Below are 17,485 nucleotides of genomic sequence, written 5' to 3' on the forward strand. Positions count from 1 at the left end.
AGCGCCGCCACGGCGGTCGAGGCCGTGGCGGCGCTGGGTCGTTCATGGCCCTCACGCGAGGTGAGGGGCTGACAGCCCTATTTGGCTGCTATTTGCGCATCGAGTTCCTTGCAAGAAGGCGAGCAGACGGGCTGCGACTTGCCCAACAGCTTCTTGGACTTGAGCATGGCTCGGGGGCGGTGCTTGCCGCAAAGGAAGCAAGACATCGTTGCTGCGCCGAAAGACGAGGTTGCCGCGAAGGGCGAACCGGGAGCTTTGGAGCGGTAGCGCAGACCATCCGCTTCGATGGTGGTCTTGGTGGTTTCTTTGGCCACGCTGGTCCTGTCGAAGAGTGTGTAAAGAGGGGCGCCAGGCAGGCGCGCAGGCCCCGTATTTTCCACGATGTGGCGAAAGCCCCGGCCTAGGGCTTTCAACCCCCCTTGAATCGCGCTGGTCTTTTGCCCGCCCAGGCCGCCTGACCCTCGGCAAGATCGGCCGAATCGCGCGCCTTGACGATGTCGGCCGCCAGCTGTTTCGCGTCGAGCCGCCCAGCGGCGATCGCGTTCAGGTGCTGCTTCATCGGCAGCAGGGCCAGGGGCGCCATCCCCTGCAGTTCGTCGGCCAGAGCCTGCAGCGCGGCGTCCAGCGTTGCGGCGTCGGGCAGCAACTGGTCCAGATAGCCGCAGCCAAGAAGGGCGGCGGCGTCCAGCGTGCGCCCGGCCAGCAGCACCTGCTTGGCGGTGGCGAGACCCAGTCGGTCGACGAAGCGCTGCAGGCCACCGGCATAGAAATGCAGCCCGATGCGCGCCGCCGGCACGAACATCTCGACGGCCGGCACGCCGAGGCGGAAGTCGCAGGCCAGGGCCAGATCGGCGGCGCCGCCATAGACACCGCCATGCAGGCGCGCAATCGTGATGGGCCGCGCGGCCTCCAGTGCATCGGCCAGTTCCCCGAAGCGCGCGCCCGCATCGACGGCGCCCAGGGCGCCGAGGTCGAAGCCACTACAAAAATGCCTGCCTTCGCCGGCCAGGACCAGCACACGCACGGCATCGTTCGCATGCACCGCCTCGATGAAGCCGCCGAGGGTGTCGAGGTCGTCCACAGCCAGACGATTGGCCTGGCGTGGCCGGCGCAGCGTGATGCGCGCCACGCCATCGGCCACCTCCAGCAACGGCGCCTGGCCGCTCGTCATGGCTTGCGCCGGGCGACGCGGCCCTGGGACTGGTAGCCGGCGTTCAGGCGCGCCAGGTTGGCGCGGCGCTCCGCTTCCACGAACTCGCGCAGCACCTGCGCGTGAGTCGGCCGCAGGCCCGTGTCCTGACGCAGCACGAGTTCCGCCATCAGCCCCCAGTCCGCCTCCAGCTCGGCCGGCCACAACGCCGCCTCGGCAGGCAGTTCCTCCAGCAAGGACGCCAAGGCATCGACTCTCGTCGCCGCGCCGACGAGAGTGACCATCTCAGGCCAGCGCGCCAGCAGTGCCGGCTGCGCGTCCAGGGGCGGCCACAGGGCGCAGAGCCACTGCGTTGCATGGTTTTCCACGTGCAGGCCATGCGCCGTCTGCGACACCTCGGTACTGGCATCGGCCACGTGCTGCGTCAACGCCGTCCAGGCCTGCGGCTGCCACTCAGCAACCAGCCGCGGGTCGGGTTCGCTGCGCGAGGCAAGGGCCTGCATGTCCAGCACCGGTGCCTCGACGGCCGTGGGCAGGGGCACCACCTTGGGCAGCTCGATGTCGTCGAGGACCTGCTGCGGGTCCGGCTCGGACGGTGGCGGCGGGGCCCGGAAGTCCAGCACCGGCGCTTCGACGACGGCAGGGGGCGGTGCGCGGAAATCCAGTACCGGCGTTTCGATGGCGGCCGGCGGCGTGTCGAGCGACCCGGCGTCTTCCGCGACGGTGGGCGTGGACAGCGGCGGCGCGGGTGGCGGTTCAGGCATTTGCGCGACTGCGGGCTGCAGCGGCTCGTCGGGCAGCTCGACGGGTTCGATGAGCGGTTCGGGCTCGGGCTCGACCGTCGGCGGCTCCGGGTCCAACACTGCCGCTTCGACCGCAGCAGGTGGCGGAATTTCGAGCGGCTCAGCGTCCTCCACAAGGGCAGGCGCTGTTGGCAGCGGCGCGCTCAACGACTCAGGCGCCTGCGCGGCAGCGGGCTGCGGCGGCTCGTCGATCGACTCGGCGATGTCGATGAACGGCGTTGGCTCCGGCGCGAACACTTCGGGCGCTTCAACGTCTGCCATCAGCGCGGCGGCGCCCACGTCCGACGAGGGCGCTGCGAACGCTTCGCCGCCATGCATGACCGCAGTTGCGGGTGGCGGCTCCGCCAACGCTTCATCGTCCTCAACGATCTGAGGCGGCTCGAACCGGAGATCAAGCCATGCCGCTTCGGCGGCGAAAAGCGGCGGCGCTCCAGGCGAGTCGACAGCGTCGGGCTCGGCGGGCGCCGAGGCCATTTCCTCGAGGACCTGTGCTTCGGCTTCGAAGAGGGGCCATGGCCCCTCGACCGGCGGCGCAGGCGGCACCTCGCTCACAGGCGGCGGCACGAACTCGGCCTCGGCAAGCGGTGGCGCGGGCGAGACTTCCCGAACCAGGAGCTCGACGGCGATGCGCGGCGGCGGCGCCTCGGGCAACTCGATGTCCTCAACGTCCAGCATCTCGTAGCCACGCGCCTTCAGTCGCGCCTTCTTGGCCTCGTCGGGCCCGCTGCGGCCCGCGCGCACCAGGGACCTGAGTTCCAGGTCCAAGGGCGCCGGAGCGGGCGGGCGCCAGCCGTCCAGCAGATGCGTGGGGTCGAAGTTGACGGTTTCAGCCCTGACGAGAGGAAGCAGCGGCTCACTGCCCTGCCCATTGCCGTCGCCCCGCAGCAACGCGCCGAGCGCCAGATCCTGCAGCGGCACGGGCACAGGCGCGGGCGGACGCCAGCCGTCCAGCGCATGGGTGGGGTCGAAGGTGTCCGGTTCGGCCATGGCGTTTACAAGCCAGACATTGTGACGACGTAAGCTTGCGGACCCACTGTCACGAAAACGTCATGTTGCACACTCGCCGCCGCCTGCTGAGCCTGGCCTTCGCCGCTGCCCTGTCCGCCTGCGCAACGACGGCGCCGCCGGCCGTGGCGCCGCAAAAAAACCCCAAGCTCCTCGTCCTGGTCGTCATCGACGGCCTGCCGATGCGCCAGGTGACGGGCTACCGGGACCAGCTGGCACCTGACGGCTTCGCCCGCTTCCTCGACCATGGGCGCTGGTTTTCGCAGGCCCACTACGGCCATGGCCACACGGTGACGGCAGCCGGCCACTCGGTGATGCTTTCCGGCGCCTATCCACAGCGCAGCGGCATCATCAGCAACGAATGGCGCGACCCCGCCACCGGCGCCCAGGTCTACAACACCGGCGACGTGGCTTACCAGTACATCGACAGCCCGACCGCGCCGCTGGCCGGCACCAGCCCGCGCAACCTCAAGGTCGAGACCCTGGGCGACGTGCTGCGCACGGGTTCGCCGGCGTCCAAGGTCATCGGCATCTCGGGCAAGGATCGCGGCGCCATCCTGCCGGCCGGCCACAAGGGCACGGCGTATATGTACATGACGGAGACGGGCCGTTTCGCCTCCAGCACCTATTACATGCAGGCCCATCCGCAATGGGTGACGGACTTCAACGCCGCCAAGCCGTCGGATGCCTTTTTCAAGAAGACGTGGGCGCCGCTCCTGCCGGAAGCCGCCTATGCCCGCTCCGTGCCGGACGGCCAGTCCTGGCAGATTGCCAGCGGCAACGGCAACAAGCTGCCGGCCGTCATCGGCGACAAGATGGACGGCCCCGGCCCGCGCTTCTACGGCGGCCTGCTGGCCTCGCCCTTCGGCGACGAGCTAACGCTGGCCTTCGCGCGCGCCGCCATCACGAACGAGAAGCTCGGCCAGCGCGGTGTGCAGGACATCCTGTCGGTCAGCCTGTCCAGCCACGACTACATCAACCATGCCTTCGGCCCCGAGTCGCGGCTGTCGCACGACCACACCCTGCATCTGGACCGCCATCTGCAGGCCTTCTTCCAATTCCTCGACAAGGAAGTCGGTGCCGGCAACTATGTACTCGCGCTGACGGCGGACCACGGCTTCACCGATACGCCGGAATGGGCGGCCACCCAGGGCCGCGATGCCGGCCGCTTCAACAGCTCGCCGTCACTGGCGGTCGTCAATACCGCCCTGTCGGCACGCTTTGGCGTCGACAGGCTGGCGCGCGACTTTTCCGCTTCCGGTCTGTTGCTGGACGAGAAGCTGGCCGCCGACAAGGGCCTGAAGTTCGCTGACGTCCAGGCTGCCGCCCGCGAGGAACTGCTGAAGCTGCCCGGCGTGGCCACCGTCTTCACCCGCGAGCAGTTGCTGGGTGACGACCGCACCACCCCCTACCTGGAAGCCATGCGCAAGTCCTTCGATCCGACGCGCGCCGCGCAGTTGCAGATCGTGCTGAAGCGGAACTGGATCTTCAGCTACCGGCCTGGTGGCAGCACCCATGGCAGCCCTTACGACTACGACACCCATGTGCCCCTGCTGTTCTGGGGTCCGGGCTATGTCGGCCAGGGCGAGGTGAAAGAACGCGTCGAAATTGCCGATCTGGCGCCCACGCTGGCCGCCATCGCCGGCTTGCCCGCGCCGGCCCAGGCTCAAGGCCGGGACCTGAAGCTCAAGCCCTGACGATCAGTGCCGCTGCCGATTCGCCCCAGATGGCCTCGGTGAGCGTCAATGCCCCGAGGCGCTCGCCCAGCGCCGCGGCCTGGGCTGGCCCAGTGGACGGCAGCATGACGAGCAGCCGCCCGTCGTCCAGGCGCATGCAGCCATCCTCGCCACGGGTGCGCGCCAGCAGCTCGGCCGGATCGGCCTCGGCTGCCAACGTCGCCACGGACAAGGGCCAGGCGCGCGGGTCGGCCAGCAGAGCCTGCAGCAGTTCGCGGCCGGCCTGAGCCGACAGCAACTGGCCCGTCAAAGGCCGCGGCCCCGCCAGCGCGCTGATGTCCACGCCGGTCAGCGCCAGGCCGCCGTCTGGCATGCGCTGCTCCACCCACCAGAGGCGCCGGCCGTCGCGCCAGGCCTGTTCATAGCCTCGCTGCGCCATGCGGCTGCGGCGCTCCGGCACGTCGACCGGGCCGACGCCGGCCCGCTGGGCGGCCTCGACCATCTCGAGCCAGCCCGGCGATGCATCGGCAGCCAGCCCCCAGGCCTGTCGATAGGCCGCATTGGCTTGCCGCAGGCATTCGCCCGCATCAAACAGGGCCAGCAGCAGCGGGCCATCGGCCAGCGTCTGCCACCAGAGGTCGTTGGGGTTCACGGCCCCATTCTGAGGGGCCTGGGCCGTCGCGCTCTAGCGGCGGCTGATCTCGCCCGAGCCGCTGACGCTTTGGCGCAACTGCGGCCGTCCGGCGTAGCTCAGGTCGCCGGAACCGCTCAGTTGGACGTCCAGCTGTTCCGTCACCCCGACAGACACGTCGCCCGAACCGTTGATGTTGACTCGGGCTGCGCGGCCGGCAAGGGAACGCGCGTCAACATCGCCCGAACCGCTGACCGTCCAGCTCTGCTGGTCCGCCCGACCGGCCAGGCGCACATCGCCCGAGCCGCTGATGCTGACGCTCAGGTCCTTCAGCTCGACGGCACCGAAATGCACATCCCCCGAGCCGATGACGTTCAGGCTGAGGCTGTCGGCCTTGAAGCGCTCCACGGCCAGGTCGCCCGAGCCATTGATGGCGATGGACTGCAGGGCCCGGGCGTCGACGCGCACCGTCGGCGCGGAACGCGTCGTGAAGCCGGCGTCGCGTTTCATGCGCACCACCAGGGCATCGCCCTCGACAACGGTCTCCACCAGCGGCTCGATGTTGTCGTCGGCAACCACCGTGGCCTGGTCGCTGCCCGCCTGGGTCAGCTTGACGTCGAAGGGGCCGTCGATGCGCAGCTTGCTGAAGCTGCCGAGGGCGCGCGCCTTCTCGACCTTGACGCCCGAGCCCTTGATGCGGTTCTTGCCGCTGCCGTAGTCGATGGGACCGCTGAAGTGGGCCGTCCAGCCGTCGGATTCCTTCTTGATGCGCAGATGCCAGTCGTTGTCGCCGGCAAAGCTGCTGGTGGCAAGGGCGGCGGCAAGGGTCAGCAGGGCGAGGCGTTTCATGGGGGCTCCTGGTTCGGCGATGCGGCGGCAGTGTGTCCAGCCGGCCGGTGCGACGCCCGCGAGAGGCGACGGACTGCGTTTTGGCGGTCATGGGCCGTAGGATTGCCCGATCAGCAGGAGAGACAGCATGAAGTTGGATGGCCAGCGTGAGAGCGACAACGTCGAAGATGTCCGTGGCAGCAGCAGCGGGGGTGGCGGCCTGCCCATCGGCGGGCGCGGCCTGAGCCTGGGCGGTGTCGTCATCGCCCTGCTGGCATCCTGGGCCTTCGGCATCAACCCGCTGACGGTGCTCGGGCTGCTCGACGGCGGGGGCGGCGCTGCGCCGCAGGTCCAGCCGGGCGCGCCGGCCGAGCAACACCCCAAGGATCCGGGTGCGGTATTCGTCAGCAAGGTACTGGCGGATACCGAAGACGTCTGGGGCGCCTACTTCCAACGCGCAGGCCAGCAATACCCCGCTCCCAAGCTTGTCATCTTCCGCGACCGCTGGCCCACCGGCTGCGGCACCGGCGAGGCCGCCATGGGCCCGTTCTACTGCCCCGCCGACCGCAAGGTCTACATCGACCTGGGCTTCTACGACACCTTGCGACAGCGCCTGGGCGCGCCGGGCGACTTCGCCCAGGCCTATGTCATCGCCCACGAGGTCGGCCACCACCTGCAGAACCTGATGGGCACGACCGAAAAGCTGGATCGCGCCCGCGGCCGCGTCTCCGAGCGCGAGGCGAACGCCATGAGCGTCAAGCTGGAGCTGCAGGCGGACTGCTTTGCCGGTGTCTGGGCGAATCTGTCGCAGCGCAGCAAAGGCTGGCTGGAGCAAGGCGACATCGAGGAGGCGCTGAACGCCGCCTCCCAGATCGGCGACGACACCCTGCAAAAGCGCTCCCGGGGCGCCGTCGTGCCCGAAAGCTTCACCCACGGCAGCAGCGCGCAGCGTGTTCGCTGGTTCAAGCGCGGCCTGGAAGCGGGCGATCTGAAGACATGTGACACGTTTTCGTCAGCCGCCCTCTAAGTCCCTGATTCAGGCCCACCCAATCAAGGGGGCGCCAGATGACCCCCAAAAGGCTTTGTGTGAAACACTGCCATCCAAACCGCCGAGCCCCCTATTAGCATCGGCCCGCTCTGACGCCCAGAGCGAGTTGTGCCCTAGTCTGGTGCAACCCAAAAACGGATCCACGAGGCACACTGTCATGAGCGAACGCCAAATCAACGACCCGCAGTCGACGCCCAAGGTGCCGGCCTCCGTCGACGCGTCCGCCGGCCGGCCGACCTCGACCCGGATGAACGCGTCGCGCCGACGCTTTGCCCAAGCGGGCGCGGCCACGCCGGTCGTGCTGGGCAGCCTGTTGAGCAAACCGGCGCTGGCGAGCCAGGCCTACAACTGCACCGTGTCGGGCCAGATGTCCGGCAATGCGTCGCCGCGGCCTGGCAAGGCGGACTGCAAGCTCCTCGGCAAGTCGCCCGGCTACTGGAAGAACGCAAGCACCTGGCCGGCCGGCACGCTGAAGGGCACTCTGCCCACGGCGAGTTGCAGCTTCGGCGGCAACAAGGGCACCGTCTTCGGAGGTTTCATCAGCGGTGGCCAGACACTGATGGACGCCTTCCGCTACAAGGCTGAGTCCTCGGCCTGCAATGTTTATGGCTACCGCGATTCGGCGTTCGGGTTGTGCACGAGCAAGGCCACCCTGCTGCAGGTGCTGAATACGCCCGGCGGCCAGAACGACACGATGATCTACGCGCTGGGCCGCGCCACCGCGGCGACCATCCTGAATGCGCTGAACGTCGGTACCGACTATCCGATCACGGTCGCCCAAGCCATCAAGATGTTCAATGCCGTCTGCCCGCTGGGCGGCAAATACCAGGTCAATACGACAGTCTCTTGGGACGCCAACCAGGTCATGGCTTACTTCCAGAGCCTGTACTCCTGAGCGGCCGGCACCGTCGGTGTGACACTTCGGGCGTCCGTAGCGACGCCCGAAGTCTTTCTGCAGCCACTCCGTGACCACCACCGATCCAGTGTCAACGCCTCGATGGGCGCTCACTTACGGGGCCGATCTGTCGATCAGGGTCTGGGGTGACGATTGCCTCGTGCATCACGCGCTGTCCAACGACGCCCATCGCCTCGCCGCCTGGCTGGTACCCGCCCTGCGACGCCTCGCCGAGCAGCCGCCTGCGGAGTTCGACGAACTGGCTGCGCTGATGGATGCCGATTCGGAAATGACCGCCGATGTGCTGCAACAGCTCGAACAGCTGTTGTTGGTCCAGCGATGCTGACGCTGGGCATGCTGGCCCCGGCGGAACTTGGCCAACGGCTGCACGACGGCCTGACGCTCAGGACTGGCCCCTTCGCCTACCGCATCCACAGCAGCTGCCCGCCCGTGGCGGCGGGCCTGGCGGCGCTGTACGCGGATTTCGAGCTGGAACCCGAGGGCGGCATCGCCGACTTCCACGTGCATGTGCAGCCTGTCACCGGGCTGCGGCGCTGGCTTGGCGCCCAGGTGGAATTCCGGCTGGATCAGCACAGCCCCTTTCTGCCGCTGCCTGCCAACCACGCCTTCGCTCTGCTGGAATGGGGCATGAACTGGTGCCTGGCCAGCCAGGCGAATCACTACCTGCTCTTCCACGCGGCGGTACTCGAGAAAGACGGCCAATGCCTCGTCATGCCGGGCGACCCCGGTGCCGGCAAAAGCACGCTGACGGCCGCGCTGATGCTGTCGGGCTGGCGGCTGCTCTCTGACGAGATGGCCATGATCGACCGCGATGACGGGCAGGTCGCACCGCTGGCCCGTCCGGTCAGCCTGAAGAACCAGTCGATCGCCATCATCCGCCGCTTCTCCCCGCAGGCCGTCTTGGGTGAGGCCGCCCGCGACACGCACAAGGGCACGGTCTCCCATTTGCGCGCGTCGGCCGCCAGCGTGACCGGCCAGCAACAGCAGGCGCGGCCTACGCAGCTGATCTTTCCGCGCTGGCACGCCGGCGCGCCGACGCAGCTGGCGCCGGTGCCCAAGGCCCAGGCCTTCGAACGGCTGGCCGGTCATGCGTTCAACTACAGCATGCTGGGCCGGGCGGGTTTCGAGCTGACGGCGGCGTTGATCGATTCGTGCGGGTGCTGGGATTTCTGCTACTCCGACCTGGCGGAAGGGCTGGCCACGCTTGACGGGCTGAAGTCATGACGCCGGCATGGGAACCGCTGCTGCGCTCCTTGCGCGAGCCGGCTTTCATGGCTTCCCATGGCGAAGCGACCTGGGACCTGCTGCTGCGCCAGGCCGTGTCGGCCGGCTTGTTGGCCCGGCTGGGTGCGCTGGCCTGTGAGGCGGGCGTCGAGCGCTCACTGCCCTTGCCCGTGCGCCGCCAGATGCGCGCGCTGCTGGCCGTTTCCCAGGAACAGCGGCGCGCCGTGCGCTGGGAGCTGGTGCTGCTGTCCCGCGATCTGGCAAGCCTCCCCGGCCCCGTGATGCTGCTCAAGGGCGCGGCCTATGTCGCCGGCGACCTGCCGCCAGCCCCGGGCCGGCTGTTCTCGGACATCGACATCCTGGTGCCGCGTGAGCAGCTCGACGAGGCGGAGGCGGCGCTGATGCTCGGTGGCTGGGCCAGTGCTGCGGGGACAGCCTACGATGAACGCTACTACCGACGATGGATGCACGAGCTACCGCCGATGGTGCACCTGCGCCGCCAGACCAACCTGGACCTGCACCACAACATCCTGCCATTGACGGCGCGCATCAAAACCCACAGCGCACCGCTTCTGGCGGCCGCCCAGCCGGTCACGGAATTCCCGCGTTTCAGCCTGCCGTCGGCGCCGGACCAGATCCTGCACAGCGCGACGCATCTGATGCACGAGGGCGAATGGGGGCACGGCCTGCGCGACCTCAGTGATCTCGACAGCCTGTTGCGCCGCCATGCTGCCGAGCCTGGCTTCTGGAACACCTTACTGGCGCGCGCCGCAACCCTGTCGCTGGGCCGGCCGCTGTTCTATGCCCTTTGCCTGTGCCGGCGCCATCTGCACACACCCGTCCCCGAGGATGTGCTGGAGCGCTGCCCTGCCCGGCCCGGCCCTCTGTTGCGCTGGCTGATGCAGGGCTTGCTGAGGCGGGCCCTGACCAGCGCGCACCGCGGCTCGATGGCGCCGGGCACGCGCGTTGCCGAGTTTGCGCTCTTCGTTCGCAGCCATTACCTTCGCATGCCACTGCATCTGCTCGTGCCTCATCTCGTCGTGAAAGCGGTCAGCCGGCCGCCTGCGAGCCCGTCCCGGCGCGACGACATCGATCCGCTGGAGCAGCGTTGAGGAGGAGGTCCTGATGGAAAAACCCAAGCCCTTTTCGATGATCCGCGAGTTCCATCTCGCCGATTGGTTCACCCTCGGCAATGCCTGCGCCGGCATGGGCGCCCTGTTCGCCGTGATGAGCTTCCTGCAGACCGGCGAGCGCCAACATCTGCAATACGCCTGTGCGTTGATTCCGCTGGCGCTGGCCTTCGACGTGCTGGACGGCCGTATTGCGCGCTGGCGCCAGAAGAGCTCGGCCCTGGGCCGCGAGCTGGATTCCCTGGCCGACGTGATCTCCTTCGGCGTCGCGCCCGCGGCGATCGCCTACGGCTGCGGCATGCAGGGGCTGTATGACCGAATCGTGCTGGTGTTCTTCGTCGCCTGCGGCGTCAGCCGGCTGGCGCGCTACAACGTGACGGCGGAAAAACTCAGCGCAGGCTCGGACAAGGTGGCGTATTTCGAGGGCACGCCGATTCCGACGTCCATGCTGCTTGTGGCTGTGCTGTGGGTGGCCGCGGTTCAGGGGGCCATCGGTGACGCGCTATGGGGTGGCGTCTGGTGGCTGGCGGGCTTCAAGTTGCACCCGCTGGTGCTGATGTTCGCGCTATCCGGCTCGTTGATGGTGAGCCGGATTCGGATTCCGAAACTCTAAGCCGTTCGGCGCGACAACCAGCTCAGCGGCGATTCCTGAATCGCGACAGACGACTGGGATTCGAGGAAATCACTGGGCGGCTGGCTGCGATATTCGCTGACGCCCACGCCGTCCAAGCAGGCATCCAGGCCGAAGGCGGTGCCGAGGTCGGCGGGATCCGGCTCGCTGCGCGCAGCGACGTCTCGGCGGAAGAAGCGCAGCGCTGGAACGAATCGCATGGCAGACCTCATTGGCTTGACGGGCCGACAACAACATCAGCACCGTGAACCCAGTGTGCGGGATTCATGTGACAACCGAACCCCCCATCTGTGAGTAAATATTGCCTCGCCAGGCATTTCCGCACAGGGGCAACCCCTGTTTTTCCCAGTGTTGATGGGGTCTGCGGGCCGATGCCCCCGATCCGAGGGGAGCGTTGCGCTTTTGCAATTCTTTTCTGCGCCTCCCTAGAGCTCAGGATAGGTTCGCAGGGTCCGGCGCTTAAGCTGCCCCACCTCCAAGCCCCCCGGCTTTTTGCATGAGTTCAGAACTGTTGAAGTGGGTCGCCAGCGGCCTGATTGCCACCGTGCTCGTCTGTACGTTGTGGATGGCGAGTGCCATACATCCCGAACAGGGCGGCACCAACTTGATGCTCGCCCAGGTGGCAGCACCGACAACGGCCGCATCGGCTCCAGTGACGGCCACTCGCTGATCAGCCCAGCGCAAGCTTGGCGCCGTCCGCCAGGGCCTGGCCGATCTGATCCAGCAGGGCGCCCCGCCCTTGCAACTGCCATTGGTGCCAGTACAGCGCCACGTCGACGCCGATCTCCGGCCTGAGCACGACGAGCTGGCCGGCTTCGACAAGGGCGCGAACCTGGATCTCGGGCGCCACGCCCACGCCCCAACCCATGGCGGCGGCGCGCACATAGGCTTCGCTGGACGGCACAAAGCGTTCGCGCAGCCTTGGTCCGCGCACGCCGAAGGCCTGTGACACCCATTGCACCTGCGTGTCGTCCTTGCGGTTGAAGACGAGAAACGGGGTGTCGGCGAAGTTGCCGGCGTGCAAACCTTCGGGCAACTGGCTCGCCAGGAAACCCGGGCTGGCCACTGCCACATAACGCATGACGCCCAGGGCCTGCACCCGGCAGCCCTGCAGCGCCTCGGCCACTGTGGACATGCAGCCGAGCACCGCGCCCTGGCGCAGGCTGTCGTGGGTGAAGTCCTGGTCGTCGACGACGAGCTCCAGCCCATAGCCCTCACGCAGGCCCCGCTGCACGAGCGCGTCCAGCGCTGCGGGCACCCAGGTCGCCAGGCTGTCGGCGTTGACGGCAATGGCCAGGCGCGATTGCGGCGCGACGCGCTCGCCCAGTTCTCGTGCCACATCCACGCGCAGTGCCTGCAACTGCCGGGCAAAGCGCAGCAGCACCTTGCCCGCCTCCGTCAGCCGCAGCGGCCGCGAGCGCACCACCAGCGGCTGGCCGACCTGGGCCTCCAGCGACCGCAAGCGTTGCGACACGGCGCTCTGCGTGATCGACAGGCGCTGGGCGGCACGCTCGAAGCCCTGCTCGTCGGCCAGGGCGGCCAGGCAGTCCAGCGCGGCGTGATCGAAGTCATTCATTAGCACTGCTAATGTATGGCCAATAATATGAATGACACTTCTTTAATTGCCTGCCGATGCAGAGAATCCGCCGATGCCCGCTTCCGCTCTGGCCTCTGCAACCGCGCCCGCCGTCTTTGCGCAGGGCTGGGCCATGGGCGCCGGCCTCATCCTGGCCATCGGTGCCCAGAACGCGCTGGTGCTGCGCCAAGGCCTCAAGCGGGAACACGTCGGCGCCGTCGTCGCGGTCTGCACGCTGTCGGACTGGCTGCTGATTGCGCTGGGCGTCTTCGGCCTCGGTGCGCTGATCCAGGGCCAGCCGCTTCTGCTGGAAGTGTTTCGCTTCGGTGGCGCCGCCTTCCTGCTCATTTACGCGCTGCTCGCCGCCCGGCGCGCCTGGCGTCCCGCCCCCGGGCTGGATGCCGCAACAGCCGCGTCCAGCCTCGGCGCCACCTTGTCGGCCGCTTTTGCCTTCACCTATCTGAATCCCCACGTCTACCTGGACACCGTCGTGCTGCTCGGCGGCCTGGGTGCGCGCCAGCCGGCCGAGCTGCGCACCGCCTTCGCGGCCGGGGCCGGCCTGGCGTCGGCGATGTGGTTTGGCCTGCTCGGTTTCGGCGCGGCGGCGGCGGCGCCGCGGTTGCGCAGCGCCCACACCTGGCGGGTCATCGATGCCCTCGTCGCTGTGCTGATGGCCGCGCTGGGTTTACAACTCCTCCTGCAACCCCTCTAAGAACTCAAAAGGACAGCCATGAAGATCGTCGTTCTCGGCGCCGGCATCATCGGCATCGCCACCGCCTGGTATTTGCTCGACGAGGGGCATGAGGTCATCGTCGTCGACCGCCAGCCGGACGCCGCGCTGGAGACCAGCTTCGCCAACGGCGCGCAGATCTCGGTCAGCTTTTGCGAACCCTGGGCCAATGCCGGCGCACCCTTCAAGGTGGCCAAGTGGCTGTTGCGCGACGACTCGCCGCTGCTGTTCCGTCCGCGCCTGGACCCCAACCAGTGGCGCTGGGGCCTGGCCTTCCTGATGCAGTGCACGAACGCCGCCTTCGAGCGCAATGTCGAGGAACTCGTGCAGCTGGGCCGCTACTCGCATGCCTCGCTGAAAGATCTTGTCGCGCGCACCGGCATCGAATATGACCGCCTGGAGCGCGGCATCCTGCATTTCTTCTCCAGCCAGGCCGACTTCGACAACGGCGCCGCCGGCGCCGAGATCATGCGACGCCATGGCGTGGACCGCCGCGTGCTGGGCCGTGAGGAGGTGCTGAAGGTCGAGCCGGCGCTGGCGGCCTTCGGCAACCGCATATTCGGCGGCACCTTCACGCCCAGCGACGAAAGCGGTGACGCCAAGGTCTTCACGCAGAAGCTCGCCCGGCTGTGCGCCGAACGCGGCGCGCAATTCCTGTACGAGCACGACATCCTCGGACTGCAGCGTGCGGGCGACGGCATCGAGTCCGTGCAGGTTGCCCACACCCGCAATGGCGAGCGCAAGACGCTGAAGGCCGATGCCTTCGTCGCCGCCATGGGCTCGTACACGCCGGCCCTGGTTCAGCCCCTCGGCGAGCACCTGAACATCTATCCCGCCAAGGGCTACTCGGCCACGCTGCGGCTGAAGAAGCCCGAGGCCGCCAGCGTTGTCAGCCTGCTGGACGACACCCGCAAGATCGCCATCTCGCGCCTGGGCGACCACATCCGCATCGCCGGCACGGCCGAGCTGTCGGGCTTCGACCTCAACCTCGATTCACCGACGGCCCGGGTGCGCTGTGCCGCCCTGGTCAAGCGCTACGAGGAACTCTTTCCCGGCGTGGCCGACACCAGCGAGCCCAACTACTGGACCGGCCTGCGCCCCAGCACGCCGACCAACATCCCCTACATCGGCCGCAGCAGGAAGGCGCGCAACCTGTGGATCAACGCCGGCCATGGCACCCTGGGCTGGACGCATGGCGCCGGCTCGGGCCATGCGATGGCCGAGTTGATCGCTGGCCGAAAGCCGGGCATGGCCTTCGGCTTCTACGGCGCGGTCTGATCAGAGCGTCTTCAGCAGCGCCTCGACCTGGGCCTGCTGCGGGAACTTCTTGCCCAGCTTGGCCAGACCTTCAAGCTCGGCCTTGGCGGCCGGCTTGTCGCCGGACTGGATCAGGATCTGCGCCAGGTTGAGCTTGTAGGCCGGCTGGTCGGGCTGGTCGCTGATGAGCTGGCGCTGCGCGCTGATCGCCTTGCTGAAGTCCTTTTCGTTGGCCAGCACGGTGGCATAGGTGTCTCGCAAGGCCGCGTAGTCGGGGTTGAGCTTGAGGCCACGTTCGGCCAGTTCGCGCGCACCGGGCTTGCCGGTCTTGCTGCGCAGCCAGGCGACGTTGTTGATGATGGGCAGCGCGTCAGGGTTGCGCTTGAGCAGTGCTTCATAGCGGGCGAGCGCCGGGTCGAGTTCGCCGCGGGCCAGCAGGATGTCGGCCGTGGCTGCCGGGAAGCTCTGGTCCTGCGGGTGCGCAGCCGCCCACTGGGTCTCGAAGGCCTGCGCCTCGTCACGCTTCTTGGCCGCCATCAGCACGGAGAACAGACGCGGTGCGGCGTCGGCCGGCTCGCGCAGGGCGACGGCCTTGCGCAGGGCCGCGATGGCTACGTCGTAGTGCTGGCGATTGCTCTCGATCTCGGCCTCCGCCATCAGCGCAAAGGCCTCCTGCGGATTCTTCTTCTGGCGCTCATGCAGGGCGGTCAGCGCTTCGTCGACGCGGCCCTGGCGGGCGGCGAGCTGGATCAGCAGCCGCTGAGCCGGCACGGAGGCCGGTTCGGCTTCCAGCGCGCGCTTGACTTCGCGCTCGGCGCCCGCGTCGTCCTTCTCCATGAAGCGCAGCTGGGCCAGGCCCAGCCAGCCTTGGGCGCGCGTGGGCGCCATCACCGTCAGGCGCGTATAGGTCTTGGCAGCCTGGGCCTTGTCGCCCGACGCCAGCTGGGTGCGCGCCAGGCGCTCCAGCAGGTCGGCGTTGAGCGGCAGGGCGGCCGCAGCCTCCTGCGCCGCCTGGGCGGCCTTGGCGGCGTCGCCGTTGCGCAGGTAGTGGTCGATCAACGACACGCGCAGTGCGGCCTCGGTCGGCTCCTCGCGCACGCCGGCGGCGAGCACCTCGGTGACGCGATCGACCGGCGCACGCGTCTGCGCCAGCAGGTCGGCCAGGGCCAAGCGGGCCTGCGGCGAATGCTGCTGGGTCGTGACGAAGCTCTCCAGGCGCTTGACGGCGGCCTCGCTGCGGTTGGCCTGCATGTCCAGCGTGACCAGGCCCAGCACGGCGGGCAGATAGCCGGCATCGGCCTTCAGCGAGGCTTCGAAGGAGGCTTGCGCCGCCGCCGTGTCCTTGCGAACGAGGTGGATCCGCCCACGCAGGCCGTCCGGCACCGGGCTGTCCTTCATCTTGGGCGCTAGCCTGTCCAGGGCTGCCAGGGCCGCAGGCAGGTCATTGCGCCGCAGCAGCGCATTGATCAGCATCAGGTCGTAACTGCTGCCGCTGTCCTTGGCGGCAATGTCGCGCAGCTGGTTCATGGCCGCGTCGGCTTTGGCCCGGCTGGCGCCGCCCGGCGCAGCGCTGTCGCGAATGATGGCCGACAGTGCCAGGGCCGCGGTGGTCTTGGCGTCGTCAGGGCGCAGCTTGGCGGCGGCACCGAAGGCCTGATCGGCAGCCTCGAAATTGCCCTGCATCAGCTGGGCCTTGCCGGCCATCAGCAGGGAGTCGGCGTCGGCGCGGCCGCTTTCAAGCATCGGGCGCAGCGTCTCCAGCGTCTTGGCGGGCGAGCGCCGCTGCAGCTGCAGCCCGGCGAACTGGCGGCGCAGCGCCAGGTCCTCAGGCGCGAGCTTGAGGGCCTGGTTGAGCAGGTTCTCCGCGTCGGCAAGCTCGCCCAACTGCTGATGGGCTCCCGAGGCCAGGCGCAGCAGCGGCAGGTAGTTGGGCATCACCTTGAGCAGGGGCACGGCCAGCTCTTTCGCCTTGGCCGCATCACCCTTGGCCAGCGCGAGCTGGCCCTGCATGAAACGACCCTGCGGCTTCTTGGCGAGATCCGGCGGCATTTCGTCGACGAGCTTGGTCGCCACGTCGATCTGCTGGCGACCGAACGCCAGGCGCAGCAGCAGCGAGCGCGCGTCGTAGGAGCGCGGATCCAGCACCAGCACTTCGCGCAGCAGCGGCTCGGCCTCATCCATCTTGCCGCGCGCCAGCAGCACCTCGGCCTTGAGCAGCAGCGCCTTGCCCGCCTTGGGGTTCTTCAGGATCAGCTGGTCCAGCGCCGCGAGGGCCTCGTCGGGAAAGCCGGCGGCCACCTTGGTGCGGGCGCTGACGATGATGGCGTCCTCGGACTCGGGCTGCAGCTGCAGGGCTCGCCCGGCCGCCGCCTTCGCTTCGGTCACGTTGCCCTGAGCCAGGAAGGCCATGGCCAGGTATTGCTGCAACGTCGACTGGGCCACGGGGTCGGCCAGGGTCTGGTCGGAGAATTCGCCGATCAACTTGCGCGACTGGCCCGACAGCAGCAGCGTTTGCGCCAGCAGCGGCGCCAGTTCGTCGCGCGGCGCGCCCAGCTCCCAGGCCCGGCGCAACTCGATCTCGGCGCCGGCTACGTCACCGGCATCCAGCAGCGCCTTGCCCAGTAGATGCCGGGCCTTGGCGTTCTCGGGGTTCTGCTGCAGCAGATTCTTCAGTTCAATGACAGCACCGCCGACGTCCTTCTGCTCCATGCGCTTTTGCGCGGCGGCGAGCAGGTCCTGCTCGGAACGTTGGCCGCAGGCCGCCAGTGCGGCAGCCAGCAGGAGGGGAGCGAAATGGCGCGTCTTCATCGAATCTCCGCAAATCAGGCGCGCGATTGTGTTCCTAGAATCCGCGCCCTTTCCTCCGAACTTTTCAGGACT

General features: G+C 68.3%; 18 protein-coding genes. 10 read left to right on the forward strand and 8 right to left on the reverse strand.

The window, feature by feature from the left end; genetic code table 11:
- Positions 1–77: 77 nt before the first annotated feature.
- From ACXJKJ_RS08185 to ACXJKJ_RS08195, 3 genes are all read right to left on the reverse strand, one after another.
- The gene (locus tag ACXJKJ_RS08185) at positions 78–314 is read right to left on the reverse strand and encodes a hypothetical protein (RefSeq protein WP_056266878.1); all 237 of its coding nucleotides are present in this window, start codon (positions 312–314) and stop codon (positions 78–80) included.
- Positions 315–409: 95 nt separating this feature from the next.
- Positions 410–1,171 (reverse strand): enoyl-CoA hydratase/isomerase family protein, encoded by a 762-nt coding sequence (locus ACXJKJ_RS08190; RefSeq protein ID WP_457389751.1) that lies wholly within the window; start codon positions 1,169–1,171, stop codon positions 410–412.
- A complete protein-coding gene (locus tag ACXJKJ_RS08195) occupies positions 1,168–2,940 on the reverse strand; it encodes a hypothetical protein (protein WP_457389752.1) in 1,773 nt (590 codons plus the stop codon). The genes ACXJKJ_RS08190 and ACXJKJ_RS08195 overlap by 4 nt, the downstream gene beginning before the upstream one ends.
- Before the next feature lie 62 nt (positions 2,941–3,002).
- On the opposite strand from ACXJKJ_RS08195, the gene ACXJKJ_RS08200 reads away from it, so the two are divergent.
- Positions 3,003–4,655 carry an alkaline phosphatase family protein gene (locus ACXJKJ_RS08200; RefSeq protein WP_457389753.1) on the forward strand — a complete coding sequence of 551 codons (1,653 nt, stop codon included), beginning with the start codon at positions 3,003–3,005 and terminating at the stop codon, positions 4,653–4,655.
- On the opposite strand, the gene ACXJKJ_RS08205 is transcribed toward ACXJKJ_RS08200, so the two are convergent.
- Positions 4,645–5,286 carry a hypothetical protein gene (locus ACXJKJ_RS08205; RefSeq protein ID WP_457389754.1) on the reverse strand — a complete coding sequence of 214 codons (642 nt, stop codon included), beginning with the start codon at positions 5,284–5,286 and terminating at the stop codon, positions 4,645–4,647. The genes ACXJKJ_RS08200 and ACXJKJ_RS08205 overlap by 11 nt on opposite strands.
- A 33-nt stretch (positions 5,287–5,319) precedes the next feature.
- On the reverse strand, positions 5,320–6,114 hold the full coding sequence (locus ACXJKJ_RS08210; protein WP_457323752.1) for a head GIN domain-containing protein: 795 nt from the start codon (positions 6,112–6,114) through the stop codon (positions 5,320–5,322).
- Between the two features lie 127 nt (positions 6,115–6,241).
- Here ACXJKJ_RS08210 and ypfJ point away from each other — a divergent pair, with 127 nt between their 5' ends.
- The 6 genes from ypfJ to pssA all read left to right on the forward strand — a co-directional run bounded on the left by ypfJ (position 6,242) and on the right by pssA (position 11,024).
- Positions 6,242–7,120 (forward strand): KPN_02809 family neutral zinc metallopeptidase, encoded by an 879-nt coding sequence (gene ypfJ / locus ACXJKJ_RS08215; protein WP_056191665.1) that lies wholly within the window; start codon positions 6,242–6,244, stop codon positions 7,118–7,120.
- Between the two features lie 178 nt (positions 7,121–7,298).
- Positions 7,299–8,036, forward strand: coding sequence for a hypothetical protein (locus tag ACXJKJ_RS08220; RefSeq protein ID WP_056191663.1), 738 nt, complete (start codon positions 7,299–7,301; stop codon positions 8,034–8,036).
- Positions 8,037–8,106: 70 nt separating this feature from the next.
- On the forward strand, positions 8,107–8,382 hold the full coding sequence (locus ACXJKJ_RS08225) for a hypothetical protein (protein ID WP_457389755.1): 276 nt from the start codon (positions 8,107–8,109) through the stop codon (positions 8,380–8,382).
- The gene (locus ACXJKJ_RS08230; protein WP_457389756.1) at positions 8,376–9,281 is read left to right on the forward strand and encodes an HprK-related kinase A; all 906 of its coding nucleotides are present in this window, start codon (positions 8,376–8,378) and stop codon (positions 9,279–9,281) included. Before ACXJKJ_RS08225 ends, ACXJKJ_RS08230 begins: the two co-directional genes overlap by 7 nt.
- The gene (locus ACXJKJ_RS08235; RefSeq protein WP_457389757.1) at positions 9,278–10,393 is read left to right on the forward strand and encodes a nucleotidyltransferase domain-containing protein; all 1,116 of its coding nucleotides are present in this window, start codon (positions 9,278–9,280) and stop codon (positions 10,391–10,393) included. The genes ACXJKJ_RS08230 and ACXJKJ_RS08235 overlap by 4 nt, the downstream gene beginning before the upstream one ends.
- Positions 10,394–10,406: 13 nt before the next feature.
- The gene (pssA, locus tag ACXJKJ_RS08240; RefSeq protein WP_056191659.1) at positions 10,407–11,024 is read left to right on the forward strand and encodes a CDP-diacylglycerol--serine O-phosphatidyltransferase; all 618 of its coding nucleotides are present in this window, start codon (positions 10,407–10,409) and stop codon (positions 11,022–11,024) included.
- Here pssA and ACXJKJ_RS08245 read toward each other — a convergent pair.
- Positions 11,021–11,242, reverse strand: coding sequence for a hypothetical protein (locus tag ACXJKJ_RS08245; RefSeq protein WP_056191657.1), 222 nt, complete (start codon positions 11,240–11,242; stop codon positions 11,021–11,023). The genes pssA and ACXJKJ_RS08245 overlap by 4 nt on opposite strands.
- A 296-nt stretch (positions 11,243–11,538) precedes the next feature.
- On the opposite strand from ACXJKJ_RS08245, the gene ACXJKJ_RS08250 reads away from it, so the two are divergent.
- A complete protein-coding gene (locus tag ACXJKJ_RS08250; RefSeq protein ID WP_157281035.1) occupies positions 11,539–11,712 on the forward strand; it encodes a hypothetical protein in 174 nt (57 codons plus the stop codon).
- Here the strand turns inward: ACXJKJ_RS08250 and ACXJKJ_RS08255 are convergent, their stop codons facing one another.
- Complete coding sequence (locus ACXJKJ_RS08255; RefSeq protein WP_457389758.1) at positions 11,713–12,618, reverse strand: LysR family transcriptional regulator ArgP; 906 nt, start codon at positions 12,616–12,618, stop codon at positions 11,713–11,715.
- 73 nt (positions 12,619–12,691) lie between these two features.
- Between ACXJKJ_RS08255 and ACXJKJ_RS08260 the strand changes: the two genes are divergently transcribed.
- A complete protein-coding gene (locus tag ACXJKJ_RS08260) occupies positions 12,692–13,330 on the forward strand; it encodes a LysE/ArgO family amino acid transporter (protein WP_457351294.1) in 639 nt (212 codons plus the stop codon).
- An 18-nt stretch (positions 13,331–13,348) separates the two neighbouring features.
- Positions 13,349–14,626, forward strand: coding sequence for a D-amino acid dehydrogenase (locus tag ACXJKJ_RS08265; protein WP_457389759.1), 1,278 nt, complete (start codon positions 13,349–13,351; stop codon positions 14,624–14,626).
- Here the strand turns inward: ACXJKJ_RS08265 and prsT are convergent, their stop codons facing one another.
- Positions 14,627–17,413, reverse strand: coding sequence for an XrtA/PEP-CTERM system TPR-repeat protein PrsT (gene prsT / locus ACXJKJ_RS08270; protein WP_457389760.1), 2,787 nt, complete (start codon positions 17,411–17,413; stop codon positions 14,627–14,629). It lies immediately after the preceding gene.
- Positions 17,414–17,485 lie beyond the last annotated feature (72 nt).

The organism is Roseateles sp. P5_E1 (assembly GCF_054049335.1).